15 protein-coding genes are annotated in these 13,672 nt (G+C 54.0%); 5 read left to right on the forward strand and 10 right to left on the reverse strand.

Annotation, left to right across the window (positions count from 1 at the left end; all coding sequences use genetic code 11):
• Positions 1 to 3: 3 nt before the first annotated feature.
• On the reverse strand, positions 4 to 801 hold the full coding sequence (locus IPN28_02190; protein QQS57654.1) for an undecaprenyl-diphosphate phosphatase: 798 nt from the start codon (positions 799 to 801) through the stop codon (positions 4 to 6).
• Positions 802 to 958: 157 nt separating this feature from the next.
• Between IPN28_02190 and IPN28_02195 the strand changes: the two genes are divergently transcribed.
• Positions 959 to 1,375, forward strand: a complete 417-nt coding sequence (locus IPN28_02195; protein ID QQS57655.1) for a hypothetical protein — start codon at positions 959 to 961, stop codon at positions 1,373 to 1,375.
• 24 nt (positions 1,376 to 1,399) lie between these two features.
• Complete coding sequence (locus tag IPN28_02200; protein ID QQS57656.1) at positions 1,400 to 1,579, forward strand: hypothetical protein; 180 nt, start codon at positions 1,400 to 1,402, stop codon at positions 1,577 to 1,579.
• A gap of 9 nt (positions 1,580 to 1,588) precedes the next feature.
• On the opposite strand, the gene IPN28_02205 is transcribed toward IPN28_02200, so the two are convergent.
• The 7 genes from IPN28_02205 to IPN28_02235 form a co-directional block, all read right to left on the reverse strand.
• A complete protein-coding gene (locus tag IPN28_02205; GenBank protein QQS57657.1) occupies positions 1,589 to 3,847 on the reverse strand; it encodes an inverse autotransporter beta domain-containing protein in 2,259 nt (752 codons plus the stop codon).
• 204 nt (positions 3,848 to 4,051) lie between these two features.
• Positions 4,052 to 5,212 carry a multidrug effflux MFS transporter gene (locus IPN28_02210; protein ID QQS57658.1) on the reverse strand — a complete coding sequence of 387 codons (1,161 nt, stop codon included), beginning with the start codon at positions 5,210 to 5,212 and terminating at the stop codon, positions 4,052 to 4,054.
• 50 nt (positions 5,213 to 5,262) lie between these two features.
• A complete protein-coding gene (locus tag IPN28_02215) occupies positions 5,263 to 5,739 on the reverse strand; it encodes an SRPBCC domain-containing protein (protein QQS57659.1) in 477 nt (158 codons plus the stop codon).
• A complete protein-coding gene (locus IPN28_02220) occupies positions 5,736 to 6,266 on the reverse strand; it encodes an SRPBCC family protein (protein QQS57660.1) in 531 nt (176 codons plus the stop codon). The genes IPN28_02215 and IPN28_02220 overlap by 4 nt, the downstream gene beginning before the upstream one ends.
• 14 nt (positions 6,267 to 6,280) lie before the next feature.
• Complete coding sequence (locus IPN28_02225; protein ID QQS57661.1) at positions 6,281 to 6,637, reverse strand: DUF1428 domain-containing protein; 357 nt, start codon at positions 6,635 to 6,637, stop codon at positions 6,281 to 6,283.
• A gap of 40 nt (positions 6,638 to 6,677) precedes the next feature.
• Positions 6,678 to 7,202: an SRPBCC domain-containing protein gene (locus IPN28_02230; GenBank protein QQS57662.1), complete on the reverse strand. Its 525-nt coding sequence runs from the start codon at positions 7,200 to 7,202 to the stop codon at positions 6,678 to 6,680.
• 30 nt (positions 7,203 to 7,232) lie between these two features.
• Positions 7,233 to 7,574, reverse strand: a complete 342-nt coding sequence (locus tag IPN28_02235) for a winged helix-turn-helix transcriptional regulator (GenBank protein ID QQS58510.1) — start codon at positions 7,572 to 7,574, stop codon at positions 7,233 to 7,235.
• A gap of 205 nt (positions 7,575 to 7,779) precedes the next feature.
• Between IPN28_02235 and IPN28_02240 the strand changes: the two genes are divergently transcribed.
• On the forward strand, positions 7,780 to 8,379 hold the full coding sequence (locus tag IPN28_02240; GenBank protein ID QQS57663.1) for a YqgE/AlgH family protein: 600 nt from the start codon (positions 7,780 to 7,782) through the stop codon (positions 8,377 to 8,379).
• Here IPN28_02240 and IPN28_02245 read toward each other — a convergent pair whose 3' ends face one another.
• Positions 8,380 to 9,642: an insulinase family protein gene (locus IPN28_02245; GenBank protein ID QQS57664.1), complete on the reverse strand. Its 1,263-nt coding sequence runs from the start codon at positions 9,640 to 9,642 to the stop codon at positions 8,380 to 8,382.
• 109 nt (positions 9,643 to 9,751) lie between these two features.
• On the opposite strand from IPN28_02245, the gene IPN28_02250 reads away from it, so the two are divergent.
• Entirely contained in the window at positions 9,752 to 11,233 is a 1,482-nt protein-coding gene (locus IPN28_02250) for a hypothetical protein (GenBank protein QQS57665.1), read from the forward strand.
• Between the two features lie 7 nt (positions 11,234 to 11,240).
• Here IPN28_02250 and IPN28_02255 read toward each other — a convergent pair whose 3' ends face one another.
• Entirely contained in the window at positions 11,241 to 12,665 is a 1,425-nt protein-coding gene (locus IPN28_02255) for a threonine synthase (GenBank protein QQS58511.1), read from the reverse strand.
• A gap of 133 nt (positions 12,666 to 12,798) precedes the next feature.
• Here IPN28_02255 and IPN28_02260 point away from each other — a divergent pair, with 133 nt between their 5' ends.
• Positions 12,799 to 13,671, forward strand: coding sequence for a hypothetical protein (locus tag IPN28_02260; protein ID QQS57666.1), 873 nt, complete (start codon positions 12,799 to 12,801; stop codon positions 13,669 to 13,671).
• The last annotated feature ends 1 nt before the right edge of the window (position 13,672 follow it).

A 13,672-nucleotide genomic window follows, 5' to 3' on the forward strand; every position in this document is an offset into this window, starting at 1 on the left:
TGGTCACCAGAACGCCCAGAAAACGAACGCCCCCGCAAACAGCCTGTAGACCGCAAACGGATAAAACCCGTAGCGGTTCACCACGCCGAGCAAGGCCTTGATAACCACCAGCGCCGTCACGAATGCTACTCCAAACCCCGTCAGCATCAACGCGAGATAATCCCCGGCAGCAACACTGTCCCAGCTTTTGTAAAGATCATAAGCGACGGCAAGAAACATGACGGGAATCGCCAGGAAAAACGACAATTCCGCCGCCGCCGGACGTGAAAGCCCCGCCATCAATCCGCCGATGATACTCGCCCCCGACCGCGACACGCCGGGAATAAGCGCGAGCGCCTGACAGCACCCGATCATCACAGCGGTCTTGAGGGGAACGGACTGGATATTCTCAATCCTGGCCTTCGGCAGGTTCCGCTCGACGATCAGCATAATGAGTCCGCCCAGAATAAGGGTCGTCCCGATCACCAGGGGATTATTATAAAGCGTACCCTTGATGAAATCCCGCCCGATCGCCCCGGCGACCAGCGCCGGAAGGGTTCCGATAAGCAGGATCGTGGCGAAATGCCGCGACGCCGGATCGGAATGAAGCGTGAAAGCGGTTCTGAAAAGCTTTTTCCGGTAAAGCACAACAACGGCAAAAATCGCGCCCAGTTGAATAAAGATCTCGAAAAGATGCCCCGGCGGTCCGGCGAATTTGAAGAGGTCCGTGAGGATCAGCAGGTGCGCGGTCGAGGAGACCGGAAGAAATTCGGTCAATCCTTCGATAAATCCAAGAAGCGCGGCGGTGGAGAAATCGGACATGAGCCTTCGACAAAAAAATTGAAACGGGAGCGGACAGCGCCGGATCATACATCTGCAAGATTAGAGCCACAAGGATCAAAAAAAGAAGCACATGCTTGCAAAGTGACAAATATGTTATATAGTAACACTTAAAGAGAAGGCAGAGTATTAAGGTCCAATGAAGCACAACACACATTTCTTGACCTCATCCGCCTTGGCCGCATTTTTGAACCTGTCCGCCCCCTTCGAGGCAGTCTCGCAGGAACAACGTGGCCCGCAAACGCCGCAGGACCGCGAATTCACCCAGACTCTCGCAAACGGCACACTTGTGCCCATTGATTGTCATAAGTTGTATAAGGTCGCGGATCGCCCGCCCGCTCTCACCGTGGCCTTTATCGCGCAATATGAGCCCCTGGATGAGCAGGCCGTAGAACGCCTCCAGCCGTGGCAAAGGCAATGGCTCATGGCCTCGCGCAATAATCCCTCGACGAACCCGGATCAGATCCGGGGCATGATCAACCATCTGGCCGTCCATAAGATTACACAGGACGACATAGCGGCCGGATATACGCAATGCCTGCCTTATCTGAAATAACCTGAATAACTTCGGAGGAAATTTATGATGAAAATCTTGAACTGCGGATGTGCATTGGCCGTTTGCGCGTTAGTGTTTATCAGCGGCCTGTCCAAGGCGGATTTCGGCGTGAGGGAGGCGGCGCAATCCCTCGAAAAGAACACCGCCACCCACACCCACGGATCGGGCTGTTGCTGCTATAACTGCACTGAAGAAATAAAGTAAACCATTCGATCACGGCCCCGGATCGGCGGCAAGAAAAGGATCGGCATCCACAGTACTGCCGACCTCAAGCGTCACTTCCCCGCCCAAAAGCCCGGCGGGATTGCCCCACCAGTTATTCTCGGCCATAAGATTCCCGCCATCCAGATCGACCCGCAGCTCAGTGCCAGAGTTTCCAAAAATCCGGTTATTCCCCGCGCTGCCCAGCGTCCCGCCGCCCAGATCGATATTAAACGGCGTAAGGCTAATGGCATCGTCATCCACATAAACCCCGTTTGCCGCATTTCCAGTGGAATAGTGGGTTTCAACAGAAGAGTTGATGTGCGTAAGACTCGAGCCGAAGAAATAGAGCCCAACATTGGAGTTATTGTTGGTCTGGCTGTTTTCGATATGTGAAGACAAGAGGCGTGCGGCCAGAAAACGCAACCAGATACCGTTAATATTGCTATTGGCAGTAACATTGTCCAGATGAGCGGAACCTAGAGAATTGCTTGCTCCGATGCCAAAAATGTAAACACCGGCCAGAGAACTGTTTTGGTTGGCGGTAACATCCTGAAGATCGATAGAATTGATTGTGCTGCTGACCCCGCTCAAAGTAACTTGAATACCTGCACCGGTATTCAAGTTTACGGTCGCGTTGCTGATAGACAGGTTATCAAGAAGACTGGAAGTGTTTTGTATCAAGACACCGCCAAAACTGTTGGAGTTCGCGGTAATGTTATCCATCTGTAGATTCCGGATAACGCTGACTCCGGTATTGATAACATATATCCCGCGCAGGCCATTCGAACTGGAATCGATATCGGTAAGCGAAATCGTATTCCACGTGCTGGCACCATTTGTATCGATCTGTAGCCCTACATTCCCGTTTAATTGTGTTGTAAGGTCGCGGATGGTAATAGATCGCGTTCCGCCATCGGTATTCTGGGCATAGATGCCGCGGCCGAGGTTATTGTTAGTCGCGACATCTTCAATGACAGCACCATCAGCATTGACAACCGAGATTCCGATATCTTGAGCGCCGATAACCCTGATGCCGGAAATTCTGACATCATCAGCGGTAACCGTAACCCCATCGCCGCTGACATTGATGTTGGAGAGCACAGGCGCAGTGGTGGCCTCAGCAATCAGCAGGGCGTGGGGTGCCAGACCGTTCCGGGTGGTAAAGAGCGAAGTGTTGTAAAAGAAATCCGCCCCGCTGCCCAAAAGCTGCTGCCCGGTCTGGCTGAGTGTGATTCCGGTATCCTGATTGGCCGCCGTGCCGTCCCCTTCATGGACATAAATAATACTGTGCGGTGTCGCGGCGGCCTGCGCGTTCGCAAGAGTATTGAAAGGAGCCTCGGCGCTGCCATCCCCGCCGCCCGCCGCCGTGTTATCGACGTGCAGGACGACCTGTGCGTTGCCGGTATTCACATTCTCCACCACGACACGCGCACCGGGATCGACGACGCTCTGCGCGGTGACGATATCGATATCGCGCTCCGGCGCATCGTCCAGCCGCGCTTTCAGCCCCTCCTTGCGGTAGCTTTTCTTATGCCCGAAGGGCAGGCGCACCGTAGCCTCAATAAACCCCTGCGACCCGCGCTCATCATCCCTCTGGAACCGCGCCCCGACCTGAAGATCGGGCGTGATATCGGCGGCGATCCGCGTGCGCCATCCGGCGGTCTCGTCCGTATTCGCCCCGTCGAAATAATACCCGCCGCCATAAACCCGCACCGCATCCGTATGCTCACGGATCATCCCGATCGATTGCCCCAGTTCCCATCCGATCTCGAGATCGAACCCGGCCTGTGGCTCCTCGATGGCCGTGCCGTCCGTATCGACGACGATCCCCGTTCCGGAGAAGCCCGCGCCTTGCGGATCTTCATTCGGGATTGTAAAACGCCGCTCGTCCGAAAGCGGGATATAACCGTTGGCGAGAACATCGAGAGCCTCGCCCCGCCATTCCGCACCCATCGTAATTTGGTGGAAGTGTGAATCGTTTTCGGTGATCCTGCGATCGAACCAACCATTAACGCCGACCACGCCCTTGCCCAGGACGGGAGCGGTCGTAATCGTGCGGTACCCGATTCCGAAATTCCCCTCGCGGTTATCGTGATCGTCGCCCATCAATCGGACATCGGCGTAAAGCACACCGTCTTCATCCTGCGCGAGAGGCGCCCAGAAATCGGTCATCAGGATCGAGCGTTCGGTCCCGTACCGCCAGTTCACCTCCGCCCGCCCCTTGAGCGGCGCATCATCGGCCAGAGCAGCCGGACCCGCGCACAGCATCGCGCATCCGGCCAGCAGGGGCAGGAAGGAGCGGGTAGTCCATCTCGGGGATACAAGGAAAATAATCGGAGGCTTCCCAATAATATCAAGCCACTTACAGGCCCAATTATGGCGGCAATTCATTACAATTTAGTGAAAATGCAAGTCATAATAAAGATTAACTTAAGTATTATGAAAATAATACTTAGGGGTAAATTTTGTCTTTTACCTATTGTTTTTATTGATGTTTTCCGTCCATTGCATAACCAGCAGAGCGCCCACCGACAGCGTCAGATACCCGCCCGCCAGCGGCACGACCGTCCCGTCATAAAGCTGCCCGATCAAGGCTCCGCAAGCAATCGCTACCCCCGTGGAAACAAAACTGACGAACGCCGAGGCCGATCCGGCGATATGCCCCATCGGCTCCATCGCCAGCGCACTCATATTCCCGAACATCAGCCCGAGGCAGAAAAAGCACAGTCCGGCATAGGCCAGAAAAACGGGCAGGGGAACGACGGATACCTGCACCGCCAGCGGCAGAAACAAAAGAGAAAGTCCAATCATGCCCAGCAACGCCAGCCGGATCAACCGCCGCATCCCCAGCCGCTGCACAAGAGCCGAGTTGACGAAAGACGCGGCGCCGATCATTGCCGCCATCATCCCGAAATAAAGCGCGAACAGAGGTCCGGCGTGATAGATATCCTGCAGGATTTGCTGGATGCTGTTGAGATATCCGATGATGGCCCCAAAGCAAATCCCGCTCGTGACCGCATACCCCAGCGTCACCCGCGTCCCCGCCGCCTCTTTGAAACCATCGACCAGATCCAAAAATCTCAACTTCTTGGCCTGATCCGGGGGCAGTGTTTCCGTAAGGCGAAAGAAGGTCCAAATCCCGGCCACCAGCGCCGCTACAATAAAAAATCCGAACATCGCCCGCCAGGACGCCACCGCCAGAACCGCCTGCCCGAGCGCCGGCGCCACGATGGGAACCAGAATGAAAATCCCCATGATGACGGACATCACCCGCGCCATCTCCCGCCCGCTGAACGTATCGCGGACGATGGCAATCGTCACGATCCGCCCGCCCGCCGCGCCCAGCCCCTGCACGAACCGCCCGAGCAGCAGAACCCAGAGGGAGGGGGACAGACAGCAGATCAGGCTCCCCAGAATATAAAGCCCCAGCCCCAGATTGAGCGCCGGTTTCCGCCCCCACGCATCCGCCACCGGCCCGTAGATAAGATATCCCGCCATCATCCCCGCGAACAGAACGGTAATCACAAGCTGCACGCTGTTCGCCCGTGCCACTTCAAGGTCAACGCCGATCTGCTCCAGCGCCGGCAGCATCGCATCCACCGAAAGCGCAGCCAGCGACGTCAAAAAAGCCATGAGAACGATGAATTCGCGCATTGCTCAGAAAATATTAGCCAGAATGTAACTCAAATCATTCCGATCGCTTCGGTAAAAAGATGCTCTTCGAGCTGCTCGAAAGCCTCGCTCCATCCGCCTTCGTGCCCGTCCATCGACTCTTTCGAATCCAGACCCTCCTGAATAAACACCATCTTGGTCTTCCCCTCGAAATCCGCGAACGTGACCGTCACCAGCGTTTTCACGCCCGGACTCCCGTTCGCCGTATCCCAGACATGGGTGAACACGATGCACTCAAACGGCACGATCTCCTGATACACTCCGCTCAGCCAGTGTTCCGTCCCGTCCGGCCCCCGCAGACACGTCCGGTACGCCCCGCCGGGGCGGATATCCCCCTCCTGATGCGGAATCGTGAAATCGAAGGGCTTGCACCAGATTTCAAGCTGGTCCGGGTCGGTCCACGCCTCGAACACCCGCTGGCGCGTATCGTCGAACAGCCGCTCGATAACCAGCGTAAAAGTCTCAGGTTTCTTCTCCGCCCCGCTCATGCCGCCTTTTTCAGAACCTCGCCCATATTCCTGAGCCCGTCCTCGAACGGACCGCCGACCATTTTGTCGCAATCCATCATCAGATGCATCCCCTTGGCGATGAAATTTTTATCGCCGGTCATGCTCCACGTCACGCGGGTGCCTGCGCCTTCCGGCGTGAATGTAAAAATGGTTGTGCTGGTAGCCCGGAACGGCTTGATAAATTCCAGCCGGAATTTGACGATTTCATTTGGACGGCTTTCGATGATCGTCATCTTGCCTTCGCCGACAGTCTTGTTCCCCGCCCAGCTCATGGCGGCATCCACCCCGAACTCCGGCCCCTCGAATGAATTTTTCGCATTCGGGTCCATCCGCGCCCATGGCGACCACGCGTTCCAGTTTCGCAAACTGTTCACCTGCGCGAACACCTCAGCGGGAGATCCGGGCACCACTGCGCTGCGCGTAACCTTGAAACGATCCGGCTGGATATTAACAAAAATCGCCAGCCCGACCAGAGCCGCACAAAGAATAAGAAAAATAAGGGTCATGAATCTCTCCGCTGTTACAAAGCAACCAAAGCCTTGAAGCCCCCGTAAGCCATGCGCTTGCAGTCGAACGGCATACTATCAGGCAGACACTTCATCCGCTCGTCCGCCATGACTTTTGCGTTCACCTTGTCGCGGTGGGCGCGGGATTTATAAACGATATAGGCAAACACCACCGTCTCACCCTTTTTGGTCTTGAAGGCATCGGGGAACGTCTTGCAGAATCCCTTATCTTCCAGATCCTCCCCCACGCACTCGACATAAGCCAAAGCGCCGTGCTCCATCCAGATTTTACCGGCCTGCGCGGCCATCTTTTTATACTCATTGATTTTCCCCTCCGGCACCGGAACAACAAATCCATCGACATAGGTCATGGGGTTTCCTCCTCTTGTATACTTGACACTACTAATTATTTCAGCCCTTGGCCAGAAACGCTTCAAGCTGCTCGAACGTTCCGCCCCAGCCCTTGTTCATGCTGTCCTTGCCTTCGAAGAAGATCTGACGCTCCTCCTCCGTCGCATTATAAGCGGTCCATTCAAGAGAGATCGTGGTTTTTCCATCATTTTCAGTGAAAGTTGTGATGGAGTGCATCTGCAGCGGCCAGGCCGGAGCTAGCGGATGACGGGTCATCTCTCCGTTAGAATCGGAAAACCCCGTAATCATGACAAGCTGCTCCGGCTTCACGATCTCCCTGAAAATCCATTTCCCCCACCATTGATCGCCGTTGGGCATATCCATGCGGTACAGATAACTTCCTCCCACGCGGAAATCCATTTTTCCAAAACCGATGGGGCAGCCTTTCGGCCCGAACCACAGGCCCAGTTGCTGCTCGTCCGTCCACGCGCTCCAGACCCGCTCACGCGGCGCATCGAACGTGCGCTCGATAGTAAAGACGAAATTATCCGCCGTCACATTTTTGTCCTTCGCAGGGTTTGTCATGGGCAAAATCCTTTCTGTTGTTTTATGGTCCTATTTCTTTTTCGCGGTGTCTTCCGCTTTAAGCAAAGCCTCAAGCGCATCGAATCGGTCGCTCCAGAATTTTCTCATCTGCGCCAACCACTGTTCCATTTCTTCAATTTCCGAAGCATTGATCGAATAGATTCGCTGCTGGGCTTTCTTTTCCATGTGCACCAGCTCCGCCTCGCGCAGCACTTTGAGATGCTGCGAAATGGCGGAGGGGGTTGAAGAAAAATTTTTGCTGATGTCCGAAGCTGAAAGCGCATGATTCGCGGCCAGCATCTCTATGATGCGTCTTCGGGTCGGGTCGGCAAGGGCAGCAAACTTGTCCATAGGAGTTATATTATAGATTATACTTAATTAAGTAAACACTAAAAAACATTATATAAGGTTCGCCTTAAGATGCAAAGGCAGGTTATTTAGAAGTTTGCTAACAAATATTGGCAATCTACCCCTTCAATTACTGACCTTAAGGATTTTTCTTCCACCAAAAGGACTCTTTTTTATATGATGAATATCTCCGGTTCGCCCGGACCGGAGAAAACCACAGGAGACACGCATGGCCTTCTCGAATGAACGGAAATCGACTTGCGACGGTTACCTGACCGGAAAACTCCTGATTGCCATGCCCTCAATGGGCGATACGCGCTTTCACCGTGCCGTGATTTTCATGTGCTCCCACGATGAAAACGGCGCTATGGGCCTCGTGGTCAATCACAAACTTCCCGGCGTCGCCTTTCATGAGCTGATCAGCCAACTCGACATCCGCTCCGACATTGTCATCGACCTGAAAAAATACCAGATGCCGGTCATGAGCGGCGGCCCTGTGGAATCCGCCCGCGGCTTCCTGCTCCACTCCCCCGATTTCCGCCGCGAGGAAACGGTGGTCATCGACGGTCAGTTCGGCGTGACCGGAACGGTCGAGGCGGTCAGGGAAATATTCACCGGCAAGGGGCCGGATCACCTGCTCTTTATTCTCGGTTACGCAGGCTGGAGCGCGGGCCAACTCGACTGGGAAATCCAGCAGAACGCCTGGCTGGTCACGGACGCGAACCCGGCAATTATTTTCGATAAAGATCTCGACGCCAAATGGACGAAGGCTGTTGGCCAACTCGGCTTCGATCCCGGAATGCTCTCAGGAGCCGCGGGTAGTGCGTAACTAGGCGGCCAGCCTCTTTCTGATCGTTTCGAACCCCTCCAGCTTCTCCAATGGCCCGAGGGCTGCCAAAGTCGGAGGTGAGGAGAAAATGCGCTTCGCCACGTCTTCGATGGCCGCAACGTCCACGGCGTTGATTTTATCGATAACCTCCGCAATATTGCGGACCTTCCCGTTCAGCAGCAAAGCTTTCGCGCACATATCGATGCGCGAGATCATCGACTCTTGCCCCATCAGTGTCCCCGCCCTCATTTGCGCCTTGGCCCGTTCAAGCTCAGCAGAGCTGATAGACCCCGCAAGCTTCCGGACCTCATCGCACACGACAGGAATTAGTGCGGGCAGCTTCTCCGGTCCCGTTCCGGCGTAAATACCGAACTGCCCATCATCCGTATAGGCGGAATGAAAGCTGTAGATGGAATATACCAGCCCGCGCTTTTCCCGCACCTCCTGAAACAGGCGCGAGGACATTCCACCCCCGAGCAAAGTGGCAAGCGTCTGTGCAGCAAAATACGCATTCTCATGTCGCGGAACACCCTGGAAACCGAGCAGGACATGACTCTGCTCCAGATCCTTTTCAAGACGGTCCTCACCGCCCGTATAGAGAGCTGCGGCTTTTCCGTTGACAGTGTCGTTGGGGAGCGCATTGAAAAACTTTTCCGCAAGCGCGACCAGCGCTTCATGCTGCACGTTGCCCGAAGCGCACACTGCCATCCGCCCCGGCGTATAAAATTCGCGGATATAATGCTGCAGCGTTTCGCGGCTCATCTCCGCGATGATGGATGATTTCCCGAGAATAGGCGCACCCAGCGCCTGCCCCGCATAGGCGGTCTCGTAATAATTATCGAAGATCAGGTCGTCGGGTGTGTCGTTGCACATCCCGATTTCCTCAAGAATGACCCCGCGCTCGCGTTCGATCTCCTCGGGCGGCAGCGTCGAATGCTGCACCATATCCGCCAGCACCTCGATGGCCAAAGCCAGATCGTCCTTGAGCAAATGCACGTAATAGCTGGTGAGTTCCCGGCTGGTGTAGGCATTCATGCTGCCACCCACATTCTCGATCGCTTCGGCCAGATCTAGCGCGCTGCGCGTCTTGGTCCCTTTGAACAGCATATGCTCGACCATATGCGCGACGCCGTTATGCGCCATATCCTCGTACCGCGTACCGACATTCACCCACACCCCGACCGCGACGGTCTCAACCGTTGAAACCGGATCGCTGACAACCCGCAAACCATTAGGTAATGTACTGATTCTTAATGTGTTCATGTCAGAATGCATATAGAAGAAGAGGCGAGAAAACAACGTTTGTTTGACAATTTTGTCATAACTTGATGTAATTCCCGTAGAACTAAAAAAGCGATGAAACGGGTATATCGTGGGTAATTTTATTTCAAAAAAACTGGCACCAATCGCTTTGGCGTTTGTGGTTGCCGGGTGCCACTCCCCGAGGGATATCCCCGATGATTCTGAACCCTCGCACGGCTACGCGAACTTTATTACCACTCTGGCCTCCCTCTGCAAAACCAATAAATATATCCTTTTGGGGGACACGGACCACGGTGCCCCTGTCGTGCGAGAGATGACCGCTGATCCTGCTGTTATACAAACCCTCAAGGATTGTGGAAGTACATTGGTCATAGAGGACGGGGGTGTTAAGGAAAACGAGGGATACAAAACTCCTCGCTACACTCCTGAGCCGCAACAGACGAGAGACAGTATTTTAACGGTCCAAAAATTTCTCAAACAAAAGTTTAATGATCCCGATGTTAACCTTACAGGTGTTTGGGATAAGGAAACGAACAAATCTTTCTCCACCTTTATCACTGCGCTGAACAACTCAGGGGACTCTCTATCAGATTTAATGGCCTCATTATCTGCGTCTGAATCCGTCTACGATCCCTCGATTCCTCAAAAAATTACCAAGGATTTCGGCTCCGGACGGGATGTAAAAGCCTTCCTTAAAGCTCTGAAGTATCTAGATGAGACAGCCCAGCTTCCGGTCAAAACAACTGAAAAAACGAAATATCAGGATATTCAGGCTGCAAATGGCGCGAATTGGACGGGGCGGGAGCATCTTGATGACCCTAAACTGGCAGATAATAGGAATTTAGCAAGGGCGCTTCAAGCACAACTCAATCGGTTATATGAGGCTGCTATGAAAGGCGTTCCGATTGTTTATCCCGACCCGCGCCACGAGGAACTTAATAAAGATATGGAACTGGCCAGCGCCATCTTTGAAACAACATATAAGAAGCAGATCAGGACAACCGATGATGAAATAAATCTGGCGATGACCCTCGACGCTCGGGCAAACAAGGATTTGAAATTCAGACAAGCTTTTAACCGACTGTCAAAACTTATGGAGTATAGCTTATCGGAGCCTCTGAATGGCCAGATTGCTGAAAACATTAAAGCTCTAGCGGGAGCAAACCCTGCCGTCATACTTTATGGCTCCGCTCATATGACTGAAGCGAGAGACCTTGACGAAATGCTTGGGCAGGAATCGGCCGTGACAATCCTTCTGAAAACACGCCGCGACCAAGTATTTATAACGGATCCACCGGGCAGCAGGAAAAAACCGACAGTAACCTATGAGGATACTCCGCAATATATCTATGACATCCATCAGGATAGAATGACGAAAATTATGAAGGGCGAGCCTAGCGAACAAGCTTACCGCAGCATGGTGCGCTACGGAATTACAAAACAGGAATATGACCGCAGCATAAAAGCTATGCCGGAAGACTTGCGCCCTTACGCACTACCTTATAGCTACTACGACTCAAACCCACACAACGATGGTATTCCCGTAAACTGGTTGGAGACGGACGTAATCTACAAAAACACCCCGGGATAAATGTGCTTTAAACCTTTTTTCCCGAAACCCGTGATCGTTGCCGGATGAAATCTTCAACTGTCCGCAGGTTATTCTCCAGAACCGTATACTTTTCTTCCCGTTCCATCAGCCCCGCAAGATGGTTGGGGAGTGAAGGTGTAAACGCCAGCCCCTGCCGCACGGCGTCTGGAAACTTGGCCGGATGGGCGGTGGCCAGAAGGACGATGGTGCCTTTGCCCTCTGTTTCCTCCGAAAGCATCCGCGCCCCCATCATCCCGACCGCCGTATGCGGATCAAGGACATAATCGTCGAACACCGAGCATTTCTGCATCATGTCCAGAGTTTCGAAATCCTCAGCGCGTGAGGAATGAAATTTTTCCCGCGCCGCAATCATCTGCTCACCCTCAACGGCAAAATGCCCCGTTTCCTTGAACGAGTCCATCAGTTGCTTGAGTTTCACCGGATCGCGGTCCAGAAGATCGAACAGGTACCGCTCGAAATTGCTCGAAATCTGAATGTCCATGGAGGGGCTGAGCGTCGCAAACGCCTCGCCCGTGGTCATCTCCCCCGTCGCCAGAAAACGGTCGAGAATATCGTTCTTGTTTGTCGAAACGCACAGATGCTTGATCGGGAGCCCCATTTGCTGCGCCGCATAGGCTGCGTACATATTGCCGAAATTCCCCGTGGGAACCACGAACGAAACCTCCTTCTCCGGTGCGCCAAGCCTCACCGCGGCCACGAAATAATAAACGATCTGCGCCATGATCCGCGCCCAGTTGATCGAATTCACGGCGGAAAGCCTAACCCCGTCTCGGAACGGCGCATCATTGAACATCGCCTTCACGAGATTCTGGCAATCGTCGAACGTCCCTTCGATCGCAATATTGAAAACATTTGGGGCATCAACCGTAGTCATCTGCCGCCGCTGCACGTCTGAAACCCGCCCTTTGGGGTGCAGGATGAAGATGTCCGCTTGATCGCACGCCTTGCAGCCTTCGATCGCCGCAGAACCCGTATCGCCGGATGTCGCGCCCACGATGGTCATCCGCTCCCCGCGTGTCTTCAAAACATGATCGAACAACCGCCCGAGCAGTTGCAGCGCCACATCCTTGAACGCGATGGTCGGCCCGTGAAACAACTCCAGAACAGTGATATTACCACCAGCCTGATGGGGCAGGGGATGCAAAGGTACGACATCCGGGTGTCGGAACACGTCAGGTCCGTAAGTCTCTTCAAGAATTTTCCGGTACTCCACCCGTCCGATGGCGCCCTCGACGAACGGAAAAGTCACCGCCTCCGCGATATCGACGTAGGATTTTCCTTTGAGGGCTTCCACGTTAATGGCAGGCCAGCTGTCAGGAACATAAAGCCCGCCGTCAGGGGCCAGCCCCGCCAGCAGAACGTCCTCGAAGGTCCGGGAGGCGCCGCCCCCCCGCGTGGATAGATACCGGATCATAACCCTGTCTTATGGGACTTCGCTCGGGGTGTCAATTCTTCTAGGAGATTGGGGGTGATGAGAGTAATTTGACACATAAGTTTCAGATAGATTATGCTGAAACAGCGGTAAATTATGAAAATTTAATAATATGGCCAATCAAAGCGGCGCACCCGATAAAGGGTCATCAAAAACTCCGGCATCCAGACTTTTGCCAGAGCTTCCAAGCCATGCTTCGGGTGTGGAGTGCAATCCTGATGACGGTTTCAACCGTCTGGATAAGGATTTCATGCGAGCCAAGCTCTCATCGGTCATACAGTCCGGCGAGATTTTTCAGGATGGCTGGACACTGGTCTCCCGCGCCTACAAAATCCCTTATATGCTCGCCTCCCATAACAATCTGGAACTCATTGCGCCCGACGGCCGTATGTTTGCCTCTCTCGACACGCAACAGATTGAAAGAGGTACTGGCGCCATTAAGGGTTATTTCCCCGACGGACAATATGCAGCGCCTGTTCTCGATGATTGCACCAAGGGTAATACGGTCGTGCTGAAAGAAAATCTTCTGGGCGAAACGGTGATTGTGCAGGGACGAGGTACAAATGCCCTTCTTGGATTCGCCAGGGCCGCACAAATCGCCAATGAGTCCCTTTCTGCAGGAAATTTGAACTATCGGGTCTTTCCTGATACAGGGCAGCGCGAAGCGAACTCGAATACCCTTGCCCGCTCCTTTGCGGAAGTATCTGGTGCGCGGGATATCTATCAGGAGATTGTCCGCTATGCAGCCTCGCCGCTCTTGGGCAGCCCCGGCCTCGACGTCGATTTGATCCCCGATAGAAATCAGCCAAAAACACGCTACGATCAGGTCAGCCAGAGCGACATGATTGTTCTTAACCAGGGTCTTTTTGAGGGTTTTCTGAGTGACATGAAAGCCCTGCACCCCGTTGCACAGCAGGAGAGGGCGCTTCAGATGGGAACACAGCCGCCTGCAGAACCATTGTCGCACACTCCCGCTAAAAAATAAC

Source organism: Alphaproteobacteria bacterium (genome assembly GCA_016699735.1).
Classification (GTDB): domain Bacteria; phylum Pseudomonadota; class Alphaproteobacteria; order Micavibrionales; family Micavibrionaceae; genus JAGNKE01.